Source organism: Leifsonia sp. Leaf336 (assembly GCF_001423695.1).
GTDB lineage: Bacteria > Actinomycetota > Actinomycetes > Actinomycetales > Microbacteriaceae > Leifsonia.
Genome location: NZ_LMOZ01000003.1, coordinates 612,064 through 633,980 on the forward strand (window position 1 = coordinate 612,064; position 21,917 = coordinate 633,980).

A 21,917-nucleotide genomic window follows, 5' to 3' on the forward strand; every position below is an offset into this window, starting at 1 on the left:
CGCCGAACGAAAGAAGTCGCACATGAGCGAGTCCCAGTTCCTGCTGCCCGACGTCGGCGAGGGCCTGACCGAAGCCGAGATCGTCTCGTGGAAGGTCGCGCCGGGCGAGCCGGTCGCCGTCAACCAGGTGATCGTCGAGATCGAGACCGCCAAGTCGCTCGTCGAACTGCCGTCGCCGTTCGAGGGGACCGTCAGCGAGCTGCTGGTCTCCGAGGGCCAGACCGTGGAGGTCGGTACGCCGATCATCACCGTCACCGGTGGCGAGGCGGCAGCGCCTGCCGCTCCGGTGAGCGAGGTGGCGCAGGCGGAGGCCGATGCGGCTCAGAGCGTCTCGCACGAGGCGGACGAGCCGAAGGCCGGAGCGGTGCTCGTCGGGTACGGCGCGGCCGGGCACGGCACGAGTCGTCGTCGTCGGGTGACCCACCCGGGCACGGCCTCCCTGCCGATCACGTTCACGCCGCCGGCGCCGCCCGCTGCACCGAAGGCGGAGACCGCGTCCGCTCCGGTGGCGTCGGTCACCGCCGCAGCACCGTCTCCCGCGACCTCCGCCCCGGCCGGCGCTTCGCCCGTGGGAAGCGCTCCCGTGATCGCCAAGCCGCCGATCCGCAAGCTGGCCAAAGACCTCGGCGTCGACCTCACTTTGGTGACGCCGACCGGCCCGATCGGCGACATCACGCGCGACGACGTGCTGCGCGAGGCGACGCAGGCGAGCGTGTTCCGCAACATCCAGACGCCGGCGTGGCCCGACGACCGCGAAGACCGCATCCCGGTCAAGGGCGTGCGCAAGGCGATCGCGACGGCGATGACGAGCAGCGCGTTCAGCGCTCCGCACGTGAGCCTCTTCGTCGACGTCGACGCGACGCGAACCATGGAGTTCGTCAAGCGCCTCAAGAACTCGGCCGACTTCGTCGGTGTGAAGATCTCCCCGCTGCTGATCGTCGCCAAGGCGATCATCTGGGCGGTGCGGCGCAACCCCACGGTGAACTCGACGTGGACCGATGAGGAGATCATCGTCCGTCACTACGTGAACCTGGGCATCGCCGCGGCTACCCCGCGCGGGCTGATCGTGCCGAACGTCAAGGAGGCGCAGGGGATGTCCCTGCTCGAGCTGGCCAAGGCGCTCGAGGAACTGACGCTGATCGCGCGCGAGGGCAAGACTCCCCCGGCCGACATGTCCGGCGGAACGATCACCATCACGAACATCGGCGTGTTCGGGATGGACACCGGCACCCCGATCCTGAACCCCGGCGAGGTGGGCATCGTCGCGCTGGGCACGATCAAGCAGAAGCCGTGGGTCGTGGACGGCGAGGTGCGTCCGCGTTACGTGACCACGGTGGGAGCATCGTTCGATCACCGGGTGGTGGACGGCGACGTCGCGTCGCGCTTCCTCGCCGACGTGGCCTCCATCATCGAGGAGCCCGCGCTGCTGCTGGACTGATGCCACCGAGATGATTTTGACAATCATTCTCAACAAGGGATAGTGTCGTGGGGTACCCATCGCCGAATTAGACAGGCCCCCATGCAGAAGCGATCCGTCTTCGCCCTCGCTCTCAGCGCTCTGACTGCGCTCGCGCTCACCGGCTGCTCCGCCGGCTCCTCCGCCGACGACGGCAAGGTCCGTGTCGTCGCCAGCACCAACGTGTACGGCGACATCGCCTCCACCATCGCCGGCGACGCCGTCGAGGTGACTTCGTTGATGTCCGACCCCGCCCAGGACCCGCACTCGTTCGAGGCGAGCGCCCAGAGCCAGCTCGCGGTGTCGAAGGCCGACATCCTGATCGAGAACGGAGGCGGCTACGACGACTTCATGGGCACCCTCCGCTCCGGCTCCAAGAACACGAAGGCGTCCGTGCTGAACGTCGTCGACCTCTCCGGCAAGAAGGCCGAGAACGGCGGCCTCAACGAGCACGTCTGGTACGACTTCCCGACCATCGAGAAGTTCACCACCGCACTGACCGACGCACTCGTGAAGGCAGACCCGGCGCAGAAGGCGACATTCGCCAAGAACGCGGACGCCTTCTCCGGCAAGCTCGCCGCCCTCCAGAACCGGGAGGCCGAGCTCAAGACGCAGTACGCCGGCGAAGGCGCCGCGATCACCGAGCCGGTGCCGCTCTACCTGCTGGAGGCCATCGGGCTCGTCGACAAGACGCCCGAGAAGTTCAGCGCCGCGATCGAGGAGGGCAGCGATGTCTCGCCGCTCGTGCTGCAGGAGACCCTCGCCCTGTTCAGCCGGCACCAGGTGAAGCTGCTCGCCTACAACGAGCAGACCTCCGGGCCGGAGACCGAGCGCGTGCTCGCCGCAGCCAAGCAGGCGGGAGTCCCAGTGGTCCCCGTCACCGAGACCCTGCCGAAGGGCAAGGACTACATCGGCTGGATGAACGCCAACCTCGACGCCGTCGGAGCGGCGTTGGCGAAATGAGCGAGCCGTTGGAGCGGGTGCCGGCCCCGGAACGCCGCGGGGTCGTCCTCAGCCTGCGCTCCGCCGCGCTCGGCTTCGGAGAGCGCACGCTGTGGAGCGGGCTCGACCTCGACGTGCACGCGGGCGAGTTCGTCGCCGTTCTCGGCCCGAACGGCTCGGGCAAGACCAGCCTCCTCAAGGCGATCCTGGGCCAGCAGTCGCTCGACTCCGGCTCCATCGAGCTGGACGGCCGTCCCGTTCGCCGGGGAGACCGCCGCATCGGCTACATCCCGCAGCAGAAGCTCATCCCCGCCGGCACGCCGATGCGCGCCCGTGATCTGGTGGCGCTCGGCGTCAACGGGCACCGCTGGGGGCTCCCGATCCCGAGCCGCGGCGACCGCGCGCAGGTGGAGCAGCTGATCGATTCGGTCGGAGCCCGGCGCTACGCCGACACCCCGGTGGGATCGCTCTCGGGCGGCGAGCAGCAGCGGCTGCGGGTCGCGCAGGCGCTCGCCGGAGACCCGGCGCTCCTGCTCTGCGACGAGCCGCTGCTGTCGCTCGACCTTCAGCACCAGCGCGGCGTCAGCGAACTGATCGACCGGCGCCGGCGCGAGCACGAAAGCGCCGTCGTCTTCGTCACCCACGACGTGAACCCGGTGCTCGGCATGGTCGACCGCGTGCTGTACCTCGCGGGAGGCCGGTTCCGGACCGGGACGCCCGACGAGGTGCTGCGCAGCGAGGTGCTCACCGACCTGTACGGCACGCCGGTGGATGTCATCCGGAGCCGGGGGCGGATCGTCGTGGTCGGCATCCCCGACGCCGAGACCCACGAGCACCACGAGCACGCCCGCGAGCCCCACCCGGAGCCGACGGCATGAACGATCTCTGGTCGCAGCTCTTCAACTTCACCGACTACGGCGAGTTGCTGGCGCTCGTGCGCAACTCGATCTTCGCCGGCGCCGTGCTCGGCGTGGTCGGCGGCCTGATCGGCGTCTTCGTCATGCAGCGCGACATGGCGTTCGCCGTGCACGGCATCAGCGAGCTCTCGTTCGCCGGCGCCGCGATCGCCCTGCTGTTCGGCGTGAACGTCGTGGCCGGCTCGCTCGTCGGCTCGCTCATCGCGGCCATCCTGATCGGGCTGCTCGGCGCGAAGGCGCGTGACCGCAACTCGATCATCGCCGTGCTGATGCCGTTCGGCCTGGGGCTCGGCATCCTGGCGCTCGCACTCTATCCCGGCCGCAGCGCCAACAAGTTCGGCCTGCTCACCGGCCAGATCGTGGCGGTCGACGACCCGCAGCTGGGATCGCTGCTGGTGATCGGAGCCGTCGTGCTGATCGCGTTGCTGCTGATGTGGCGCCCCCTCATGTTCGACAGCCTCGATGCAGACGTGGCCGCCTCGCGCGGTGTGCCGACGCGATTCGTGTCGCTCGCCTTCATGGTGCTGCTCGGGCTCGCGGTCGCCGTCTCCGTCCAGATCGTCGGAGCGCTGCTGGTGCTGTCCCTCCTGGTGACACCGGCAGCCGCGGCGATGCGCGTCTCCTCGTCGCCCCTCGTCGTGCCGCTGCTGAGCGTGGGCTTCGCGCTGCTCTCCGTGGTCGGCGGCATCATGCTGGCGCTCGGCAGCTCGCTCCCGATCAGCCCGTATGTGACGACGATCTCGTTCCTCATCTACGTGGGGTGCCGGCTCGTCGGCGGCCGCGGCTCACGGCGGGTGGTGAGCCAGGCAGGCTAGCCTGAGATCGTGAAGCGCAACACCTGGCAGCGGGAGGCCGTCCGCGAGGCCCTGACCTCGACGGAAGGCTTCATCAGCGCGCAGGCGCTCCACCTCAACCTGCACGAGACGGGGTCGCCGATCGGTCTCGCCACCGTCTATCGCGCCCTCGCCGACCTGGCCGCCGAAGGGGATGCCGACTCGCTGCAGTCACCGGAGGGCGAGAGCCTCTACCGCGCCTGCACGACCGGGCATCACCACCACCTGATCTGCCGCAACTGCGGCCTCACCGTGGAGATCGAGGCCGACGAGGTCGAGCAGTGGGCGCGCGCGGCAGCCGCGTCGCACGGCTTCACGCAGGCGCAGCACGTGGTCGATGTGTTCGGGCTCTGCGCGAGCTGCACGGCCAAGGCCGCGGCCGAGTAGGCCCGTCCCCGATTTGGCCGCACGGCCTCCCGTGCCGTAGCATGGATGTTTGGCTGAGTGGGCTCCTCCCACTCCGTTAGCCGTGTACGAAACCCCGAGCCTGAAAATGCCTGGGAAGTCGTGCGCCGACAAGTGACCTTGGGTGATGCCGTCCGGCATCACGGTATTGGAGAAGAAAGCAATGGCAGCAGTGTGCCAGGTGACAGGAGCCACCCCCGGCTTCGGTCACAACATCTCGCACTCGCACCGTCGCACGAAGCGACGGTTCGACCCGAACATCCAGAAGAAGACGTACTACGTCCCGTCTCTTCGTCGTAACGTCACCCTGACCCTGAGCGCCAAGGGCATCAAGGTCATCGACGCCCGTGGCATCGAGTCCGTGGTCAAGGACCTCCTGGCCCGTGGGGAGAAGATCTAACAATGGCGAAGCAGCAGGACATCCGTCCGATCATCAAGCTCCGTTCGACGGCAGGCACCGGTTACACCTACGTGACCAAGAAGAACCGCCGCAACGACCCCGACCGTCTCGTGCTCAAGAAGTACGACCCCATCGTGCGTAAGCACGTCGACTTCCGAGAGGAGCGCTAAACCATGGCCAAGACGTCCAAGATCGCCAAGAACGAGCAGCGCAAGGTCATCGTCGAGCGCTACGCCGCCAAGCGCGCCGAGCTCAAGAAGGCGCTCGTCGACCCGAACGGCACCGACGAGTCCCGCGAGGCCGCCCGCATCGGCCTGCAGAAGCTCCCCCGCGACGCTTCGCCGATCCGCGTGCGCAACCGCGACGCCGTCGACGGCCGTCCGCGCGGAAACCTCAGCAAGTTCGGCATCTCGCGTGTCCGCTTCCGCGACATGGCGCACCGTGGCGAGCTGCCCGGCATCACCAAGTCGAGCTGGTAAGCCCTTCGCGCAGAAGAGCACAAGCGACACCCGTTGGAGGGGCGTCCGGCATCCGCCGGGCGCCCCTTCGCCGTGTCCGGACCCCTCTCGGCCTGGACGCGCCGTGGGAACCCGTCGAAAATCCGCGAGAATCCGCGAGTTTTCGCGGGATTCTGATACATTCGAGGCGGTCGACCGACCAAACGTAACGGCCCCTGTGGCCTCAACCGTTCCACACGAAAGCTGAATAACCAGCACAAGGTCCGAGGAGGACACTCAATGGCTGACAACCTGAACAAGACCGAGCTCGTTGCTGCCGTCGCCGCGGCGTCGGGTCAGAGCCAGGCCACCGTCTCGAGCGTCGTCGACGCGTTCTTCGCCACGATCAGCGACACCGTCAAGGGTGGCGGCAAGGTCACCATCCCGGGCTGGCTCGCTGCCGAGCGCACCGAGACCGCCGCTCGCACCGGCCGCAACCCGCAGACGGGCGAGGAGATCTCGATCCCGGCCGGCCACCGCGTCAAGCTGACCGCGGGCTCGAAGCTCAAGGCTGCCGTCAAGTAATCAGCCTGCACAGGCTCCACGGGGGCGGCGTCGCGTTTGCGGCGCCGCCCCCGTTCTGCGCCCGCCGGGTGCCGGTCGCCCCTCCCCTGTGGGCAGGCGTTCAGCGCCGGCGACGTAGGCTTGACGGGTGCCCCGACTTCTCCGCGTGATCGGTCCCGCCGCTCTGCTGGCGGCCGCTCTCGTCTCCGTCGTGGCGGCCCTCGCGTTCGGTGGAGGCGCCGCCGCGCCTCTGCTCCTCGACCCGGGCGCGCTGGTGCGGTGGGGCCTCCCGATCTCGACCCTGATCGTCAACCTCAGCCTCGCCGGAACGGTCGGCGCGCTCGTCCTGGCCTGCTTCGCGTTCAGTTCCGACAAGCGCGAGTACGGGTTGGCGCTCGACTTCGCCGCCGCGTGCGCGGCCGTCATGACGGTGGCCTCCGCGGTCACGGGCCTGTTCACCTTCGTCAGCGTCTCGAACGTGCCGTGGTCGTTCGACGAGACGTTCACGAACGGACTGAGCTCGTTCGTGACGAGCGTCTCGCTCGGTCAGGCGTGGCTCGGCATCACCCTCATCGCTGCCGCGGTGACCGTCCTGTGCTTCGCGGTGCGAAACCAGACCGCGATCGCTTTCGTCGCGGTGCTCGCCATGTGCGCCGTCATCCCGATGGCGCAGCAGGGGCACAGCTCGGAGGCCGCCGGTCACGACGCCGCAGTCACCTCGTTCGGGTTGCACGTGCTCTTCGCCGCGATCTGGCTGGGCGGACTGGTCACCCTCATCGTCGTGAAGAACACGCTCGGCGGCGGCCGGCTGGTGACCGTGCTCGAGCGGTACTCCAGCATCGCCTTGATCTGCTTCATCGTCGTCGCGGCCTCCGGCTACGTGAACGCGGAGCTGCGCGTGGGCACGCTGGCCGAGCTGGCCACGCCCTACGGCATCCTCGTGCTCGTCAAGGTGGCCGCGCTGGTCGTGCTCGGCCTGTTCGGCCTCATGCAGCGCCGCGTCCTCATCGACCGGCTCAAGCGCCTGGGCGAGGGCCGCACGTTCTGGTGGATCGTCACCGCCGAGCTCGCCTTCATGGGCATCGCCTCCGGTGTCGCGGCGGCGCTCGCCCGCACCGTGACCCCGGTGCCGCAGACGCGCGCGGCGACCCCGACGCCCGCGGAGATCCTGACCGGCGAGAAGCTGCCTCCCCAGCTGACATTCGGCCGGCTGTTCACGAGCTGGAACTTCGACCTGCTCTGGGTGCTCGCCTGCGCCTTCGCTCTCTTCTTCTACCTGGCCGGCGTCTGGAGGCTGCGCCGCCGCGGCGACAGCTGGCCGATCTACCGCACGATCCTGTGGGTGCTCGGCATCGCGCTGCTCTTCTACATCACCAACGGCGGCGTGAACGTCTACGAGAAGTACCTCTTCTCGGCCCACATGTCGGCGCACATGGTGCTGACGATGGCCGTGCCGCTGCTGCTCGTTCCCGGTGCTCCCGTGACGCTCGCGGCGCGCGCGATCCGCAAACGTCAGGACGGGTCGCGCGGCGGTCGCGAGTGGATCCTTCTCGCCGTGCACTCGCGCTTCGCCGCGATCATCTCGCACCCGCTCGTCGCTGCCGGGCTGTTCGCCGGATCGTTGTGGGCGTTCTATTACACGCCGTTGATCCGCTGGGCCACGACCGACCACATCGGACACGAGTGGATGGTCGTGCACTTCCTCATCACGGGATACCTGTTCGTCCAGTCGCTGATCGGCATCGACCCGGTGAAGTACCGGCTGCCGTACCCGTTCCGGCTGCTGCTGCTGCTCGGGACGATGGCGTTCCACGCCTTCTTCGGCTTGTCGATCATGCAGATGCACGGCCTCCTGCTCGCCGACTGGTTCGGGGCGATGGGGCGCACGTGGGGGGCGACGCCGCTGGTCGACCAGCAGACCGGTGGCGGGATCGCGTGGAGCATCGGCGAGATCCCCACGGTCATCCTGGCGATCGTGGTGGCGATCCAGTGGAGTCGCAGCGACGAGCGCGAGACGAAGCGCCGCGACCGCAACGCCGACCGCACCGGCGAGGCGGAGCTGAAGGCCTACAACGAGCAGCTCGCCCGCCTCGCTGCGCGCGACGGAACGGCGCAGCGGTAGCCACGCAGCGGTTGCCACGAAATCGGGGGCACTACTCCCCCACGACGATGTCGAGCGACCCGTCGGGCCGGATGACGACGCTGGTCAGCGATACCCCGAACTTCTCGTCCGACTCGTGGTGCTCGACCGTGCCGTCGAAGATCGACTGCACGGTCACCGACAAGTGCACGATGCCGACGGCCTGCGACATGGTCCAGGAAGTCGTGCCCGGCACCAGGTGGACCTCCGGGTACTGCACCATCTTCCAGGTGGGAACACCCTGCACGCGGTCGTCGATGACCACGCCGAACGGGCATCCGGCCGGCTGGAGCACCTGCTGCTTCGCGCACTCGTCCAGGAAGCCGTTCAGCTCCTTCTGCACGGCAGCCGTGAAGGCGGCATCGGGTTGCGCGTCGACCGTGACGTCGACGACCCGGCCGGACGCGGCCTGCACCCGCACCGATTCGGCCTGGAGGTAGTGCGAGGTGTGGTCGAGCTCGTACACCGCCGGCGCCGGGACCAGGTAGTCGGCGGCCACGCTGAAGGCGGAGGCGGGCTGACTCGGGTCAGCCGCGCGCGGGCTCACCGTGTGGCCGCCGACCGTGAACGTCTGGGCGTGGGCGACGGTGATGTGCGCGACGCCGACCGGCGTCGTCGCGAACTCCCAGGTCGGGAGGAAGCCGAAGACCGCGCCGGTCTGCCGCACGTCGAACGTCGTCGTGACGGGCCGGCCGTCGGCCAGCAGGTGCGCGGTCACGGTGCGCCGATCGCCGGAGCCGGAGGCCGAGACGGGGTCGACGCGGATGTCCGAGAAGGTCGGCAGCAGGTCGGAGCGCATCAGCTCGACGGAGGCGCCGGTGGGCAGCCCCGCCTTCGTCAGCGCAGCCTTCGTCGGCGCAGCTCCGGGCATCGCCATCGCGTCGGGGAGGTCGTGCGACTCCAGCGAGGACAGGTACGCCGAGACGAATCCCTCGGGGCTGTAGTACGCGCGCTGCACCGCGCCGAGAGCCGCCAGGAACGCCGCGACGAGCAGCAGACCGAGGCCGGACCACAGCAGCACCGGCCCCACGGCACGACGCTCGCCGACCCCTCCCATAACCGCCATCCTAGGGGCGTGTGGATAACCGTCCGCGCCGATGCCGCCCGCGTTAGAGTAGTTCGGCAGGTCGCGCGAGGGAAGGGAACGCCGATGGCCGGACTCTCGCTCTCGTCCGAGCAGCGTGCGGTGTTCGAACTGATCGAGCACACCCGCGACCACGTCTTCGTCACCGGCCGCGCCGGCACCGGCAAGTCGACGCTCCTCAACCACCTGTCGTGGAACACCGAGAAGTCGATCGTGATCGCCGCCCCCACGGGCGTGGCGGCGCTCAACGTCGGCGGCCAGACCATCCACTCGCTGTTCAAGCTGCCGATCGGCGTCATCGCCGACCACGACATCGACCAGACCAGCGAGCTGCGCAAGCTCCTGAACAGCATCGACACGCTCGTCATCGACGAGGTCTCGATGGTGAACGCCGACCTGATGGATGCGGTGGACCGCAGCCTCCGCCAGGCGAGGCAGCGGCCGAAGGAGCCGTTCGGCGGCGTGCAGGTGGTGCTGTTCGGCGATCCCTACCAGCTGGCGCCGGTGCCGGGCGACCACGAGGAGCGCGCCTACTTCAGCGACACCTACCGCTCGATGTGGTTCTTCGATGCGAAGGTCTGGCGGGAGGCCGACCTCCACATCGTCGAGCTTCTGCAGGTGCACCGCCAGCACGAGTCCGACTTCCGCTACATGCTCAACGCGGTGCGTCACGGCCAGGTGACCAAAGAGATCGCCGATCGGCTCAACTCCGTCGGCGCGCGGCCGGCTCCCGACGACGGCACGATCACGCTGGCCACGCGCAACGACACCGTCAACCGCATCAACGCCCAGGCGCTCGAGCGGCTGCCCGGCCGGCCGCTGACGGCGAAGGCGGAGGTCAGCGGCGATTTCGGCGGGAGGAACTACCCGGCAGACGAAGTGCTCGAGCTGAAGGTCGGCGCCCAGGTGATGTTCCTGCGTAACGACGCGGGGCAGGGCGACGGCCCGCGCTGGGTCAACGGCACCATCGGCACCGTCACTCGCATCGACTCGAACGTCTACGTGGAGGTCGACGGCGAGGTGCACGAGGTCGAGCCGGCCATCTGGGAGAAGTACCGCTACAACTACTCCCCCGAGACCAAGAAGCTGACCAAGGACGTGGTGGCCGAGTTCACGCAGTTCCCGCTGCGGCTCGCCTGGGCGGTCACCATCCACAAGTCGCAGGGCAAGACCTACGACGCCGCGATCGTCGACCTCGGCTCGCGCGCTTTCACGTCCGGTCAGACCTACGTCGCCCTCAGCCGCATCACAAGCCTCGACGGCCTGTATCTGACGCGGCCGCTGCGGCCGAGCGACATCACCGTCGACCCGGACGTCGAGCGCTTCATGCGCGACGCCCGTCCGGTGCGGGTGCCGGTGGCGTCGGACTGACCGTCCGCCCGTCATCGTGCGTCGACGCTCTAGGGATCACAGGCGCGTCATGGCATGCTGGGCGAGGCGCTTCGGGGCGTCGGCAGAAGGAGGAGCGGATGGCGGTCATGTTCGCGCTGGACCTGAGTGACGGGCAGCACGTCGAGACGTCGGGCAACGGGGTCATCGGGCGCAATCCGGTGTCGCACACGCCGGGCACCGAGTTCGACGACCCGGCGCACGTCGAGCTGGTGACCGTGTCGGACGACGCCAAGTCGGTCTCGCGCGCCCACCTCGCCTTCGGCCAGTACGACGGCGTGTTCTGGGTGATGGACCTCGGTTCGGCCAACGGCACGACGATCAGCTACCCGGGCGAGGGCACGTTCGCCTGCGACCCCAACACCCGCCACGAGGTCGACCCCGGGTCGATCGTGCGCTTCGGGAACGCGTCGTTCGCGCTCAGCCGGCGCTGAGCCGGCGCCGGACCGCCGATCGGACCGCGGCGTCGAGCTGCGGATCAGTGGTGGTGGTGCACGGTGACGGCCGCGACGCCGGCGTCGGTCGCACCGAGTGCGGGGATGGTCACCGCGCAGACGGCGCACGCGCTCAGCGCGAGGGCGCAGACGAACCGCAGTGCGCCGTCCACCCGGTGCGGCGGCCTACTGCGACGCAGAACCACGGCCGAGGTGGCGGCGATCGCGAGATCGAGAAGGGAGGCGGCCCCCATCGGGGCGAGCGGCAGCTCGAGCACGGTGCCCGACGATGCCGTCGCGCCGACGACCGCGAGTGCGGCCCAGAGACCGAGCGGCACGAGGGCCAGCGCGGGGACGAACGCGAACAGCGGAGGCCGGTCACCGGCGAGCGTGAAGACAGCCCAGGTCAGCTCGGCCACCGGGACTCCGCAGAGCGCGAGGAGGAGCGGCAGAGGTGCGCCGGGGGCCAGGGCGGCGTGAAGCAGCCCGGCCCCCAGCGCGGCCACGGCAAGGAACGCCCGCGTCGACGGAGCGACGGGGGCGGACCTCGACATCCTGCTCATGGGAAGAGCCGTGGCCGGTCGGTCAGGCGGTCGCCGACGTGGCGCGCACAGTCCGCTCGGCGCCGAGACCGACTCCGAGGAGCACGATCGCGCTCACCAAGTGGAGGAAGTGGTCGGGGGTGTTCAGAGCCAGGATGTTGGCTCCGGTGCCGACGAGGAAGAAGCCCACGATACCGAGGAGCAGATAGACCGCCCCGACGGTGATGTTGACGGCCTTCGCCGCGGCGACCCTGGTGAGGCCGGCGATGAGCAGCGCCGCCCCGATCAGCAGGTGGGCGATGTTGTGCAGCGGATTGACCTCGAAGATGCCGAGGATCAGGCCGCCCTTGGTGGCCACGAACCCGACGCCGCCGGTGAAGGCGAAGCCGAGCAGGCCGACCAGCAGATAGACCGCGCCGAAAATGGTCGCGACCAGACGATTCGGTGATGTGCGCATGTGTCGTTCCTCCTTGGAAGACGGCGCGCGGCCTGCGCGCCTCGTGGGGAATTCGGCGCGGCCGCCGGATCGGATTGGACACGGTCAGGGCTCGCCGCCGACGGCCCCGCGCGGGCTACAATCGCTGCACGGGTCCCGGGGAGGGCCAGGCCACGAACATCGGGGGATGTCATGCAGCGAGGGTCCCGCCTACGCCGGATGGTCCTCGCTGCGACCTCCGCGCTGCTGGCGTTCGGACTCGCGGGATGCGCGTCCTCCGTGTCGGACACGGGCTTTCCACCGCAGCAGCCGGGCGGGTTCTCCTCCGACGTGACCGCACGGCTCAAGGCGGCGGTGACAGACGCGATCGCGCAGTCGGGAGGCTCGGCAGGCATCGTGGGCGTCTGGGCGCCGTGGGCGGGCAGCTGGACGGCGGCGATCGGCACGACGACCCGCGGCGGCTCGACGCCCGTCACGTCGTCGATGACGTTCCGGGTCGGGCAGCTCACGACGTCGATGACCTGCACGGTCCTCCTCGAACTCGTCGACGACGGCACGGTGCAGCTCGACGACAGCGTGTCCAAGTGGCTGCCCGGTCTGGTCGGGGTCGATGGGGTGACCCTGCGCGAGCTGTGCCAGAACACGTCGGGGATCGGCGACTACGCCGCTCAGCTGCGCGGCGAGTTCCTGGCGAACCCGACCCGGTACTGGCCACCCCTCGAGCTCGCCAGCGACGGCATCGCCACCGCCCGCGTCGGAACCCCGGGCGAGAAGTACTCTCCGTCGCAGACGAACGCGGTGCTGGTGGGGATGGCCCTGCAGAACGCCAGCAACCGCAACTGGCAGCAGCTCTACGACAGCCACGTGTTCTCCCGGCTCGGGATGTCGGCGTCGACGCTCCCGGAGAACAGTGTCCTGACCGTTCCGGGAGCTCATCCCGCCGGCTACGCCGCTGCGCTCGACGCTGCGGGCGCGCCTGTCTGCGATCAGGTGCACGAGGTCCCCGCCCTGTCGCCGTCGATGGGCTGGACCTCGGCGGGGGTCGTGTCGAACGTGCCCGACCTCAAGGTCTTCGCGCAGGCGCTGGCGGGCGGATCCCTGCTCAGCAGCAGATCGGCGGACGCCCAGCGGAAGACCGTCGCCGCGGGCGCGTCCTGGCTGGGCTACGGACTGGGCGTGCAGTCCGTCGGGCCGCTCCGCGGCGGTGCGGCGGCCATCCCCGGCTACCTCACGGCGATGTACGCCGATCCGTCCTCCGGGCTCACCATCGTCGCCGCCGTCAACAACTCGACGCCGGGAGCGGGGTTCGCCCAGGCGCTCGCCCAACGGCTCGCCTCGATCGTGTCCAAGGTGCCCGCGGTGCAGAAGGGCGCCAAGCCGATCACCTCACTCCCCTGGTCGGAGGATCAAGCGGTGGCAGCCATGAAGGCGGCGGCTCCGTGCCCGACTCCGCCGGCCAAGACCGCCGGCTGACGTAGGGAGGGTGTCGACCGACTCGGCTCTGTCCTGCGGTCAGGCCCCGGCGAGCGCGGCGAGCTCGGCGCGCACCGGCAGGGCATCGTCGTCGAGCACGAGCTGGAGGGCCGCGCCGTCGGCGCGGTTGACGACGATCGGGGCGAGCAGGTTCACGGTGCTGCCCTCGCGGGACGGGGTGACCACGACCAGGAGCATGGCCTGCTCCGCCGCCGTGATGCCCAGCTCGGCCGCACGGTCGTCCGGGAGCTCCGGCGAATAGCCGGGCAGGTGCAGCTCGGCGTCGATCGTGAAGAGCCGCACCTCCGGCCGCTCGAGCGACGACAGCGAGTACAGGCCGTCGGCGCCGGCGACGGCGGTGAGCTCGAAGTCCGCCAGCGGCTCCAGGCCGGGCGGGGGGACGATGAACCGCACGGCGCTCATCGGAGGAAGTCCATCAGGGTCGGCTGGAGGACCCGGGCGGTCACTGCGATCGCCGTCTGGTAGTTCACGTCCTGCGTCTTGAGGTCGAGGAGGACTTTGCTCAGGTCCACGTCCTCCAGGCTCGCCCGCTGCGACTCGAGCGAGACCGACCCGGAGGCCAGGGCGTCCTTGGCCTTGTCGAGGCGCGTCTGGCGGCCGCCGATCTCCGCGTGCTCTCCCACGATCGCCTTCATCCTGTCGTCGATCTCCGCCAGCCTCGGCCCCACGTTGACGCCCGAGCGAAGGTCGCTCACGGTGTTGTCGATGAGGGCGAACACCGACGAGGCGCCGGTTCCGAACGCGGCGGCTCCGTCGGCGTCGACCCGCACGGTGGCGTCGGCCCCGATCCTGCGCTCCACTGTACTGGCCGCGGTCCCGGTGAACGAGTAGTCGGGCTGGAAGGCCACCCCGGCGTCCGAGTTGCCCGCGAACACCGTGCGGCCCTGATACGTGGTGTTCGCCAGCGCGAGGAGGCTCTTCTTGATGCCATCGAGCTCGGTGGCGGTCGACTCCTTCGCCTCGGGCGAGAGGGCGCCGTCGTTCGCGCCCTGCACCGTGAGGTCGCGGAAGCGGCGCATCAGCGCCTCCACGCTGGTGAGCGTCGAGTCGGCGGTGGTCAGCCAGCCATCGCCGTTGTCGGCGTTGCGCTGGTACTGCGTGGTGGCGGCCTGGCTGGAGCGGACGCTCAGCGCGCTCGCCGTGGCGGTCGGGTCGTCGCTCGGGCGGGTCAGCTGCTTCTGGCTGGTCGCCTGATCGTAGAGCTTGGCCTGACGCTGCAGGCTGAGCTGCAGGTTGCGCTGGGCGTTCGCCGTCTGCGTTGCGTTCGTGACGCGGGTGAACACGATTACCTCCCGACCAATCCGGTGTGGTTGATGAGCACGTCGAGCGTCTCGTCCACGGCCGTCATCACCCGGGCCGCGCCCTGATAGGCGTGCTGGAACGTGAGCATGCTCATGTTCTCCTCGTCGAGGTCGACGGAGGAGTTGGCGAGCTGGGCGCTGCTCGCGGAGGACGCCGCGAGATCCGCGAGATCCGACTGCTGCTGCTCGGTCTTGCTCGCGACGCCGACGCGCACCACGAACGCGGACCACTGCTTGTCGACCGCGTTGGTGCCGGTGCCGAGCTGGGAGATCGCATCGGCGATGGTGCCGTCGGAGCCGCCGGCGCCCGGCGTGCCGGTCGCGATCCCTGAGACGGAGGTCGGGACGACCGAGAGGCCGAGCGCTGCCGGCCGGGATGCGTCGATGGCGAAGAAGTCGAGTCCGGTCGCACCGGTCGGGGTCGAGCCGGTGCTGTGCACCGCGTTGACCCGCTGCGCGAGCGTCACGGCGAAGGCGTTGTAGCTCGCGGCGGCCTCGGCGAGCACGCCGCCGGTGCCGGTGGCGTCGGCGGGCGCGAGGGTGGAGATCGCGCCGGCGATCTGGCCGCCCTCCATCGCGATCGCCGAGCCGGGCCGGTGCGCCCACTCGAGCTGCACCGGGCTGCCGCCCGCGTCCGCCATGCGCTGGGCGCCGGCGAGCTGCACGGCGTTCGCCGCGGTGCCGCTGACCAGCGCATTGCCGCCGACCAGCACATCCACGGTGCCGTCGGTGTTCGGCCGCACCACTCCCCCGGCGAGGTTCGCGATCTGAGCGGTCAGCACGTCGCGCCGGTCCATGAGCTCGTTCGCCGACGCGCCGGAGGCCACGGCCTGCCGGATGCGGCCGTTGAGATCGGCGACCTCGGTCGCGGCCTGGTTGAGGTCGTCGACCATACCGCCCGCGTTCTGGCGCAGGGCGGTCCACTGGTCGTCGACCGCGCTGTAGCCCGCGGCGATCTGGGTCACGAGACTGCCGGCCTGGCCGAGCAGCACACCGGCCGGAGCCTGGTCGCCGGCCTGGTTGGCGACGTCGCTCCAGGCCGACCAGAACTTCTGCAGCTGGGAGGAGAGCCCGTTCGTACCCGGTTCGTTCAGCGAGTCCTCGAGCGAGGTCAGTGCCTTCGCGCGCACCGACGAGTAGCCGGAGAGCGCCGTCGTGCTCCGCACGCGGGCGTCGAGCGCGGCGTCGTCGAGCCGCTGCACGCCGTCGACGTTCACTCCCTGACCGGGGCGCACGCCGCCGGTGAAGAGTCCCGTCGAGTTGAGTGCGGGCACTCCGGAGGTCGTGACCCGCTGGCGCGTGTACCCCGCCGTGTTCGCGTTGACCAGGTTCTGGCCCACCACGTCGAGACCGGCCTTCGCGGCGACTAGACCGGTGTAGGCGGTGTTGAGCCCGCTGAAGGTGCTCATCGTCAGGCCTCCGTGTCGAAGAGTCGGCCGCCGGCGTCGCCCGAGCGGCTCTCGCCCGCAGCCCCGTAGACGCCGGCGTCCGGGCCCGAGCCCGACAGACCGCTCAGCGTCTCCTGGGTGGAGCGGGCGGCCTCCCGCAGCAGTCGCTCGTTGGTGTCGCGCACGTCGGCGATCTGACCGGTGAGCTCGGTCATGGCCGTCAGGTGCGACGCGAAGATGTCGGACCAGATACCGTCGGGCGCGCCCGCGGCGAGCTCGCGGAGGGTGGCCTCCGGGGAGAGCCCCCACTCCTCGGCCACGACGGAGACCTCGATGGTGCGGGCGAGTGCGGCGTCGCGCATGCGCTCCATCACCTGCTCGACCTCGCGGGTCGCATGCGAGATCCAGCGCGACTTGCCGGCGATGAGCAGCAGCTGCTCCTCCTCCAGCTTGAACAGCAGCAGCTCCAGCAGCTCGCGCTCCTTCCAGAGCTGAGCGGAGAGTTCGCTCGCGGCCATGTCGCTCCTGACGTCCTCGTGAGTCGTTATGCGCACTGAATCCCTCGGTCCGTGGCGGAACGGGTGTCCGCCTCATGGGGGACCATCGGCACCGGTCGCCCCGATGTTAGGCGGCGAGCCCTATGAAATCGCTCAGGCCGTACCGCGTCGGAGCGAGCGCACAGTATTCCCCGTACTGGGGGTAGGGGCTGCCCCGTAGTGGGGGCATCCGGTTCGGGACCTGTAAGGACTCGCATTGTTACCGTGAACACGAAGACCCCTAGCACAGTCCGTTCGGCACCCGAGTAAGCCCGAACATCCGAGCACCGCCCGAGTACCCGCACCATCCCACCCCGAACCGGGATGATCCGTGGTACCCGTCCGATGAAGAGGGGTCGCCCAGCGTGAACCGCACAGAACGAAACACGCTCGTCGTCGAGAACCTGCCGCTGGTGGGGTACCTGGTCTCCGACCTGTGCTCCCGCGCTACGCACCTGTCGCGAGACGACCTGGCCTCCGCCGGCGCCGTCGCCCTGGTGACCGCGGCCGACGCCTACGACGCGACGACCGGCGTGCCCTTCGGCGCCTACGCACGGACCCGCATCGTCGGCGCGCTGGCCGACGAACTGCGCGCGAGCGACTGGGCGACGCGCTCTGCCCGCAAGCGCATCAAGGAGACACTGGCCGTTCAGGAGAGCCTCACGGCGGCGCTCGGCCGCACGCCGGGCGTCGACGAGATCGCCGCAGCGCTCGGCGTCGACCGCGCGTCGGTGGCCGCCGGCCTCGCCGACGCCGCGCGTTCGGTGACCGCGCTCGACGAGACGGTCGAGTCGGTGCTCGTCTCGGAGACCGCCGGCCCGGAGGAGACGCTGCTCGTCGGCGAGCGGACCGCCTACGTGCGCGCCGCGGTGGCCGCGCTCCCCGACCGGATGCGCTCCATCGTGGAGGCGATCTACTTCGACGACCGCACGGTCACCGAGATCGCAGAGGAACTCGGCATCACTCACTCGGCGGTGTCGCAGCAGCGATCGGAGGCCATCCGGCTCATGCGCGAGGGCATGGCCACGCACTACGCCGACGAGGGCGACCCGGCGGTGATCGAGGCGAAGACCTCGCAGGCACGGCGCAGCGCCTACCTGGCCCGCCTGGCGCAGCACGCCGTCGCGCACCTCCACCCGCACGCCCCCTCCCCCAGCACGGCGCGCGCATCCTGAAAATCGTCCCTAACGGCCGGTGACCTCCGGTCGATAGGTGTCAGTGCGGGACATGGACGGACCGCGAACCTAAGCCCAGTCATGGAGGAAACATCATGGGTATGCAGATCAACACCAACATCTCGGCGCTCAACGCCTACCGCAACCTGAACAACACGCAGAGCGACCTCTCGAAGTCGCTCGAGAAGCTGTCCAGCGGCCTCCGCATCAACCGTGCGGCGGACGACGCGGCAGGCCTCGCGATCTCCGAGGGCCTGAAGTCGCAGGTCGGCGGTCTGACCGTCGCGGCCCGCAACGCTCAGGACGGCATCAGCGTCGTGCAGACCGCTGAAGGTCAGCTGACCGAGGTCCACTCGATCCTGCAGCGCGTCCGCGACCTCGCGGTCCAGGCCGGCAACGACTCGAACAACACCGACTCGCGCACGGCGATCCAGACCGAGGTCACGCAGCTCACGAGCGAGCTCACGCGCATCTCGGGCAGCGCGAACTTCAACGGGATCAAGCTGCTCGACGGCTCGAACGCGACGCTGACCTTCCAGGTCGGTGCCGGCTCGGTGGCGGCGAACGACCAGATCGCCGTCGACCTCTCGGGTGCGAACGTCGCAACGGTCGCCACCGCGGTCGGCGCGCTGCAGTTCGACTCGTCGGCGAACGCGCTCACCTCGATCGCCGCTCTCGACACCCAGATCAAGAACGTGTCGACCGCTCGCGCCAACCTCGGTGCGGTCCAGAACCGCTTCGAGAGCACCATCCGCAGCCTCAACGTCTCCCAGGAGAACCTGTCCGCTGCGAACTCGCGCATCACCGACACCGACATGGCGTCCGAGATGGTGAAGTACACCCGCTCGAACATCCTGTCGCAGGCGGGCACCGCGATGCTGGCCCAGGCCAACCAGTCCGGCCAGGGCGTTCTGCAGCTCCTCCGCTAACCGCAGAGGTACCGCTTCAGACCCGGCGGCCGGGATGTCATCCCCAAAGGGCATCCCGGCCGCCGTTCCACATGCACCACCCGCACCACCGCCGTAGGAGGGAGAGCACCAGATGAGCATGGCCGTCGACGGTCTGATCAGCGGACTCAACACCACGCAGCTGATCGACCAGCTGATGCAGGCGGAGGCCGTTCCGCAGACGCTGCTGAAGAACAAGGTCACCGACTCGACGACCTTCATCACGGCGATGCAGACGCTGAACACCAAGGTCGCGTCCCTCGCCACGGCCGCTGCCGCGCTCGCCGCACCGGCAGGTACCGACCTCCACACCGCCTCCGTCAGCTCGACCTCGGTCACGGCGACCGCCGGCACGGGAGCGGTGGACGGCACCATCGACTTCACCGTGGACCGCCTCGCGCAGTCGCAGGTCACGGTCACCGGGCCGCTCACGCAGTGGCCCGACCAGCCGCCGACGCTGACCTTCGTCGCCGCCGACGGCACCACCAAGCAGGTCACCGCGTCGAGCTCGTCGCTCGCCGACGTCGCCGCGGCCATCAACAAGGCCGGCGTGGGAGTCAGCGCGACCCAGGTCGCCGCCGGGCTCGACCCCGCGACCGGTCAGCAGCTCTACCGGCTCCAGCTCAGCTCGGCCAAGACCGGCGCGAGCGCCGCGTTCACGGTCTACCGCGGCACGCCCGCGGATGTGACGGCCGGAACGGCGACCAACCTCCTGAACGACCCGGGGGCCGCGCAGGTGCGTCAGGCGCAGGACGCGCAGCTCACCCTGTGGGCCGGATCGGCCGCGGCGCAGGCCGTGACGAGCGCGACGAACACGTTCACCAGCGTGCTGCCCGGCGTGACCGTGACGGTGTCCGCCGCCTCCACCACTCCGGTCACGCTCACGGTCGCCCGTGACGACACCGGCATCTCGAACGCCGCGAACTCGCTGGTGACGAGCCTCAACGACATCTTCACCTTCATCTCGCAGAAGCAGGCGGTCACGACCGGGACGGACGCCGCGGGCGGCACGACCGTCACCGCGGGCGCCTTCACCAGTGACTCGACCGTGCGCGACGCGAATCAGAAGCTGATGGACGCGGTCATCGCCCCGATCAACGGGATCTCCCCCAGTACCTACGGCATCAGCATCACGAGCGACGGTCAGGTGACGTTCGACAAGACCGCCTTCGCCACCGCCATCGCGAACAACCCGGACGCGGTGAAGTCGGCTCTCGCGACGATCTCTCAGCGCGTCGCCGACGCCGCGAACGTCGCCAGCGACAAGTACACCGGCACCATCACCACCAAGATCCAGGGCGAGCAGTCGACGGTCAAGAGCCTCAACGCCCAGATCGCCGACTGGGACACGCGCCTGGCCGACCGTAAATCGACCCTCCAGAAGACGTATGCGAATCTCGAAGTCCAGTTGCAGCAGCTCCAGTCGCAGTCGTCGTGGCTGACCGGCCAGCTCGCCTCTCTCTCCTCTGGGAGCAGCTCATGACCCTCCTGAACTCCGCCGCGGCCAAGCTGTCCGCGTACAACAGGGACAGCGTGCTGTCGGCCAGCCCCGCGCGACTGGTGACCATGCTCTACGACCGCCTCGTGCTCGACCTGACCCGCGCCGAGGAGGCTCTGCACACGCAGAGCTGGCCGACGGCGTGGGAGAACCTGCGGCATGCCGACCAGATCGTCGCCGAGCTCGCCTCGAGCCTCAAGGTGGATCTCTGGGACGGCGCCGAAGGGCTGCTGCAGCTCTACGGCTACCTCGCCGACCTGATCGTCGCCGGCACTGTCGAGCACGACGCCTCGAAGGTGCGCGAAGCCATCGAGCTCGTCGAGCCGCTACGCCAGGCCTGGCACGAGGCGGCGGAGAGCCTGCCCGCCGCCGCCGCACTCCCGCGCTCCCCCTACGCCTCGCCGTCCGGCGCCGACCAGGAAGCCGGACGTGACCTCGGTGTTGCCTGAGCATCCCTGGTCGGAGGCCCTGGAGCGCATGGAGCGCGAGCTGCACGGTGCGCTCGCGAAGGTGGACCCCATCCCCTGGCGTCCGCCGGCGGGGCTCGGCCCGATCCCGGAGGAGCTGCAGGAGCGCGCAGCGCGGTTGCTGGAGGCCCAGCTCCACACCATCCGCTACCTGGAGGACGTGCGTCAGACGACCGCGCGGCACCTCGCTGCGGTGAACGCGGTGCCGCGTGCGGAGATGGGACCGCACCCGGTGTACTTCGATCTGATCGGCTGAGCCCGCCCCTTCCGGGCGTGTCGCGGCGTTCATCGCGCGTTCAACGGACGGGGGTGGACCGGCTCGTCCACAGCGCTCGGCACTCCCCAGCTTCTCCACCTGTGGATAACTCTGGGGAAAAGTCGTGGATGAGTGCGGATAACGTGTGGAGGACACGCGCGGCTTGTGTGGAATCTCAGAATTCACAGTGAGTTGTAATCGGCTCTGACCAGCATTTTCGTGCGATTCAACGGCGAATCGAATCTTTGTTCTAAACCACAACGGTGTAATTCACACCGGGAAATCGGCTGTGGATAGGTCTGTGATTTCAGTGCCTGAAAGGCGAGTCATCCACAACCCGCAGTGAACGTCCGTCGCCGGTGCGAACCCTGCCGTTCACCCGACGGAATGACCCACGAACTGGGCACGGGCACCGTTGCTAACGCATCCTCCCCCGCGGTCGATAGAGGCCTACGAGCACGGATCGCTCGACGATTGGCCACGGACAGGCCACCCCTTCGACCACCGATGGAGTGCACGTGCTCGAATCCGTGACCAGTGCCGCCCTGTCGAGCGCCCTCGACGGCCTCTCGGCACGCCAGCGCGCGATCGCCAACAACATCGCCAACGTGAACACCCCCGGCTACACGGCGGAGCGCGTGTCATTCGAAGACGCCCTCGCCGCGTCCGTCGCGCGCGGCGACGGCCACGCCTCCTCGACCACGGCGCGCTCGCTCGAGCCGACGCGCACCGACGGCAACAACGTCAACCTCGACACCGAGACGCTCTCCAACGTCGACACGGTGCTCCGCTTCCAGTTCGCGTCCCAGGCGGCAGGCAACGAGTTCTCGCTCGTCCGCGCCGCCCTGAAGACCAGCTGACCGGCGCACGCGTTCC

At 69.4% G+C, this 21,917-nt stretch carries 26 protein-coding genes; 19 read left to right on the forward strand and 7 right to left on the reverse strand.

Features of this window, described 5'->3' with window-relative positions:
* The first annotated feature begins 22 nt into the window (after nucleotides 1-22).
* From ASF88_RS18245 to ASF88_RS18290, 10 genes are all read left to right on the forward strand, one after another.
* A complete protein-coding gene (locus ASF88_RS18245) occupies nucleotides 23-1,438 on the forward strand; it encodes a dihydrolipoamide acetyltransferase family protein (protein WP_055922158.1) in 1,416 nt (471 codons plus the stop codon).
* Between the two features lie 81 nt (nucleotides 1,439-1,519).
* Nucleotides 1,520-2,419, forward strand: a complete 900-nt coding sequence (locus ASF88_RS18250) for a metal ABC transporter solute-binding protein, Zn/Mn family (RefSeq protein ID WP_055922161.1) — start codon at nucleotides 1,520-1,522, stop codon at nucleotides 2,417-2,419.
* On the forward strand, nucleotides 2,416-3,276 hold the full coding sequence (locus ASF88_RS18255; protein WP_055922163.1) for a metal ABC transporter ATP-binding protein: 861 nt from the start codon (nucleotides 2,416-2,418) through the stop codon (nucleotides 3,274-3,276). Before ASF88_RS18250 ends, ASF88_RS18255 begins: the two co-directional genes overlap by 4 nt.
* Nucleotides 3,273-4,130: a metal ABC transporter permease gene (locus ASF88_RS18260; RefSeq protein WP_055922166.1), complete on the forward strand. Its 858-nt coding sequence runs from the start codon at nucleotides 3,273-3,275 to the stop codon at nucleotides 4,128-4,130. Before ASF88_RS18255 ends, ASF88_RS18260 begins: the two co-directional genes overlap by 4 nt.
* Nucleotides 4,131-4,136: 6 nt before the next feature.
* Nucleotides 4,137-4,535: a Fur family transcriptional regulator gene (locus ASF88_RS18265; RefSeq protein ID WP_055922170.1), complete on the forward strand. Its 399-nt coding sequence runs from the start codon at nucleotides 4,137-4,139 to the stop codon at nucleotides 4,533-4,535.
* Nucleotides 4,536-4,716: 181 nt separating this feature from the next.
* A complete protein-coding gene (rpmB, locus tag ASF88_RS18270; RefSeq protein WP_047561095.1) occupies nucleotides 4,717-4,953 on the forward strand; it encodes a 50S ribosomal protein L28 in 237 nt (78 codons plus the stop codon).
* Between the two features lie 2 nt (nucleotides 4,954-4,955).
* Complete coding sequence (rpmG, locus tag ASF88_RS18275; RefSeq protein ID WP_055922173.1) at nucleotides 4,956-5,123, forward strand: 50S ribosomal protein L33; 168 nt, start codon at nucleotides 4,956-4,958, stop codon at nucleotides 5,121-5,123.
* Between the two features lie 3 nt (nucleotides 5,124-5,126).
* Nucleotides 5,127-5,432, forward strand: a complete 306-nt coding sequence (gene rpsN / locus ASF88_RS18280) for a 30S ribosomal protein S14 (protein WP_055922175.1) — start codon at nucleotides 5,127-5,129, stop codon at nucleotides 5,430-5,432.
* Nucleotides 5,433-5,690: 258 nt separating this feature from the next.
* A complete protein-coding gene (locus ASF88_RS18285; protein WP_055922178.1) occupies nucleotides 5,691-5,975 on the forward strand; it encodes an HU family DNA-binding protein in 285 nt (94 codons plus the stop codon).
* Between the two features lie 127 nt (nucleotides 5,976-6,102).
* On the forward strand, nucleotides 6,103-8,076 hold the full coding sequence (locus tag ASF88_RS18290) for a cytochrome c oxidase assembly protein (RefSeq protein WP_200935323.1): 1,974 nt from the start codon (nucleotides 6,103-6,105) through the stop codon (nucleotides 8,074-8,076).
* A gap of 31 nt (nucleotides 8,077-8,107) precedes the next feature.
* Here ASF88_RS18290 and ASF88_RS18295 read toward each other — a convergent pair whose 3' ends face one another.
* Nucleotides 8,108-9,151, reverse strand: coding sequence for a hypothetical protein (locus ASF88_RS18295; protein WP_200935324.1), 1,044 nt, complete (start codon nucleotides 9,149-9,151; stop codon nucleotides 8,108-8,110).
* Between the two features lie 93 nt (nucleotides 9,152-9,244).
* Here ASF88_RS18295 and ASF88_RS18300 point away from each other — a divergent pair, with 93 nt between their 5' ends.
* Together ASF88_RS18300 and ASF88_RS18305 are read left to right on the forward strand one after the other, a co-directional pair.
* The gene (locus ASF88_RS18300; protein ID WP_055922188.1) at nucleotides 9,245-10,549 is read left to right on the forward strand and encodes an ATP-dependent DNA helicase; all 1,305 of its coding nucleotides are present in this window, start codon (nucleotides 9,245-9,247) and stop codon (nucleotides 10,547-10,549) included.
* Between the two features lie 98 nt (nucleotides 10,550-10,647).
* Entirely contained in the window at nucleotides 10,648-11,001 is a 354-nt protein-coding gene (locus ASF88_RS18305) for an FHA domain-containing protein (protein ID WP_055922191.1), read from the forward strand.
* A 44-nt stretch (nucleotides 11,002-11,045) separates the two neighbouring features.
* On the opposite strand, the gene ASF88_RS18310 is transcribed toward ASF88_RS18305, so the two are convergent.
* Both ASF88_RS18310 and ASF88_RS18315 read right to left on the reverse strand, forming a co-directional pair.
* The gene (locus ASF88_RS18310; RefSeq protein ID WP_235493545.1) at nucleotides 11,046-11,555 is read right to left on the reverse strand and encodes a hypothetical protein; all 510 of its coding nucleotides are present in this window, start codon (nucleotides 11,553-11,555) and stop codon (nucleotides 11,046-11,048) included.
* Between the two features lie 31 nt (nucleotides 11,556-11,586).
* Nucleotides 11,587-12,000: a DUF4383 domain-containing protein gene (locus ASF88_RS18315; RefSeq protein ID WP_055922197.1), complete on the reverse strand. Its 414-nt coding sequence runs from the start codon at nucleotides 11,998-12,000 to the stop codon at nucleotides 11,587-11,589.
* A gap of 171 nt (nucleotides 12,001-12,171) precedes the next feature.
* On the opposite strand from ASF88_RS18315, the gene ASF88_RS18320 reads away from it, so the two are divergent.
* The gene (locus tag ASF88_RS18320; RefSeq protein WP_055922200.1) at nucleotides 12,172-13,452 is read left to right on the forward strand and encodes a serine hydrolase domain-containing protein; all 1,281 of its coding nucleotides are present in this window, start codon (nucleotides 12,172-12,174) and stop codon (nucleotides 13,450-13,452) included.
* A 39-nt stretch (nucleotides 13,453-13,491) separates the two neighbouring features.
* Here ASF88_RS18320 and ASF88_RS18325 read toward each other — a convergent pair whose 3' ends face one another.
* The 4 genes from ASF88_RS18325 to flgN are packed head-to-tail and all read right to left on the reverse strand — an operon-like array spanning nucleotide 13,492 to nucleotide 16,680.
* Entirely contained in the window at nucleotides 13,492-13,875 is a 384-nt protein-coding gene (locus ASF88_RS18325; RefSeq protein WP_055922203.1) for a flagellar assembly protein FliW, read from the reverse strand.
* Nucleotides 13,872-14,756: a flagellar hook-associated protein FlgL gene (gene flgL / locus ASF88_RS18330; RefSeq protein WP_055922206.1), complete on the reverse strand. Its 885-nt coding sequence runs from the start codon at nucleotides 14,754-14,756 to the stop codon at nucleotides 13,872-13,874. Before flgL ends, ASF88_RS18325 begins: the two co-directional genes overlap by 4 nt.
* A 2-nt stretch (nucleotides 14,757-14,758) precedes the next feature.
* Nucleotides 14,759-16,183: a flagellar hook-associated protein FlgK gene (gene flgK / locus ASF88_RS18335; protein WP_055922209.1), complete on the reverse strand. Its 1,425-nt coding sequence runs from the start codon at nucleotides 16,181-16,183 to the stop codon at nucleotides 14,759-14,761.
* A gap of 2 nt (nucleotides 16,184-16,185) precedes the next feature.
* Nucleotides 16,186-16,680 (reverse strand): flagellar export chaperone FlgN, encoded by a 495-nt coding sequence (gene flgN, locus ASF88_RS18340; RefSeq protein WP_055922211.1) that lies wholly within the window; start codon nucleotides 16,678-16,680, stop codon nucleotides 16,186-16,188.
* 383 nt (nucleotides 16,681-17,063) lie between these two features.
* Between flgN and ASF88_RS18345 the strand changes: the two genes are divergently transcribed.
* The 6 genes from ASF88_RS18345 to flgB all read left to right on the forward strand — a co-directional run bounded on the left by ASF88_RS18345 (nucleotide 17,064) and on the right by flgB (nucleotide 21,901).
* On the forward strand, nucleotides 17,064-17,873 hold the full coding sequence (locus ASF88_RS18345; RefSeq protein WP_055922214.1) for a sigma-70 family RNA polymerase sigma factor: 810 nt from the start codon (nucleotides 17,064-17,066) through the stop codon (nucleotides 17,871-17,873).
* Between the two features lie 95 nt (nucleotides 17,874-17,968).
* Nucleotides 17,969-18,802 (forward strand): flagellin N-terminal helical domain-containing protein, encoded by an 834-nt coding sequence (locus ASF88_RS18350; protein ID WP_055922216.1) that lies wholly within the window; start codon nucleotides 17,969-17,971, stop codon nucleotides 18,800-18,802.
* A gap of 112 nt (nucleotides 18,803-18,914) precedes the next feature.
* Nucleotides 18,915-20,303, forward strand: coding sequence for a flagellar filament capping protein FliD (gene fliD / locus ASF88_RS18355; RefSeq protein ID WP_055922219.1), 1,389 nt, complete (start codon nucleotides 18,915-18,917; stop codon nucleotides 20,301-20,303).
* Nucleotides 20,300-20,767 (forward strand): flagellar export chaperone FliS, encoded by a 468-nt coding sequence (fliS, locus tag ASF88_RS18360; RefSeq protein WP_055922220.1) that lies wholly within the window; start codon nucleotides 20,300-20,302, stop codon nucleotides 20,765-20,767. The genes fliD and fliS overlap by 4 nt, the downstream gene beginning before the upstream one ends.
* Nucleotides 20,748-21,041, forward strand: a complete 294-nt coding sequence (locus ASF88_RS18365) for a hypothetical protein (protein ID WP_055922223.1) — start codon at nucleotides 20,748-20,750, stop codon at nucleotides 21,039-21,041. The genes fliS and ASF88_RS18365 overlap by 20 nt, the downstream gene beginning before the upstream one ends.
* 518 nt (nucleotides 21,042-21,559) lie before the next feature.
* A complete protein-coding gene (flgB, locus tag ASF88_RS18370; protein WP_055922226.1) occupies nucleotides 21,560-21,901 on the forward strand; it encodes a flagellar basal body rod protein FlgB in 342 nt (113 codons plus the stop codon).
* The last annotated feature ends 16 nt before the right edge of the window (nucleotides 21,902-21,917 follow it).

What these genes read in the sequence shown, in the direction of transcription:
- ASF88_RS18245 (WP_055922158.1), top strand. Translation starts at nt 23, where the DNA reads ATGAGCGAGTCCCAGTTCCTGCTGCCCGACGTCGGCGAGGGCCTGACC.
- ASF88_RS18250 (WP_055922161.1), top strand. Translation starts at nt 1,520, where the DNA reads ATGCAGAAGCGATCCGTCTTCGCCCTCGCTCTCAGCGCTCTGACTGCG.
- ASF88_RS18255 (WP_055922163.1), top strand. Translation starts at nt 2,416, where the DNA reads ATGAGCGAGCCGTTGGAGCGGGTGCCGGCCCCGGAACGCCGCGGGGTC.
- ASF88_RS18260 (WP_055922166.1), top strand. Translation starts at nt 3,273, where the DNA reads ATGAACGATCTCTGGTCGCAGCTCTTCAACTTCACCGACTACGGCGAG.
- rpmB (WP_047561095.1), top strand. Translation starts at nt 4,717, where the DNA reads ATGGCAGCAGTGTGCCAGGTGACAGGAGCCACCCCCGGCTTCGGTCAC.
- rpmG (WP_055922173.1), top strand. Translation starts at nt 4,956, where the DNA reads ATGGCGAAGCAGCAGGACATCCGTCCGATCATCAAGCTCCGTTCGACG.
- rpsN (WP_055922175.1), top strand. Translation starts at nt 5,127, where the DNA reads ATGGCCAAGACGTCCAAGATCGCCAAGAACGAGCAGCGCAAGGTCATC.
- ASF88_RS18285 (WP_055922178.1), top strand. Translation starts at nt 5,691, where the DNA reads ATGGCTGACAACCTGAACAAGACCGAGCTCGTTGCTGCCGTCGCCGCG.
- ASF88_RS18295 (WP_200935324.1), bottom strand. Translation starts at nt 9,151, where the DNA reads ATGGGAGGGGTCGGCGAGCGTCGTGCCGTGGGGCCGGTGCTGCTGTGG.
- ASF88_RS18300 (WP_055922188.1), top strand. Translation starts at nt 9,245, where the DNA reads ATGGCCGGACTCTCGCTCTCGTCCGAGCAGCGTGCGGTGTTCGAACTG.
- ASF88_RS18305 (WP_055922191.1), top strand. Translation starts at nt 10,648, where the DNA reads ATGGCGGTCATGTTCGCGCTGGACCTGAGTGACGGGCAGCACGTCGAG.
- ASF88_RS18310 (WP_235493545.1), bottom strand. Translation starts at nt 11,555, where the DNA reads ATGTCGAGGTCCGCCCCCGTCGCTCCGTCGACGCGGGCGTTCCTTGCC.
- ASF88_RS18315 (WP_055922197.1), bottom strand. Translation starts at nt 12,000, where the DNA reads ATGCGCACATCACCGAATCGTCTGGTCGCGACCATTTTCGGCGCGGTC.
- ASF88_RS18320 (WP_055922200.1), top strand. Translation starts at nt 12,172, where the DNA reads ATGCAGCGAGGGTCCCGCCTACGCCGGATGGTCCTCGCTGCGACCTCC.
- ASF88_RS18325 (WP_055922203.1), bottom strand. Translation starts at nt 13,875, where the DNA reads ATGAGCGCCGTGCGGTTCATCGTCCCCCCGCCCGGCCTGGAGCCGCTG.
- flgK (WP_055922209.1), bottom strand. Translation starts at nt 16,183, where the DNA reads ATGAGCACCTTCAGCGGGCTCAACACCGCCTACACCGGTCTAGTCGCC.
- flgN (WP_055922211.1), bottom strand. Translation starts at nt 16,680, where the DNA reads ATGGCCGCGAGCGAACTCTCCGCTCAGCTCTGGAAGGAGCGCGAGCTG.
- ASF88_RS18350 (WP_055922216.1), top strand. Translation starts at nt 17,969, where the DNA reads ATGGGTATGCAGATCAACACCAACATCTCGGCGCTCAACGCCTACCGC.
- fliD (WP_055922219.1), top strand. Translation starts at nt 18,915, where the DNA reads ATGAGCATGGCCGTCGACGGTCTGATCAGCGGACTCAACACCACGCAG.
- fliS (WP_055922220.1), top strand. Translation starts at nt 20,300, where the DNA reads ATGACCCTCCTGAACTCCGCCGCGGCCAAGCTGTCCGCGTACAACAGG.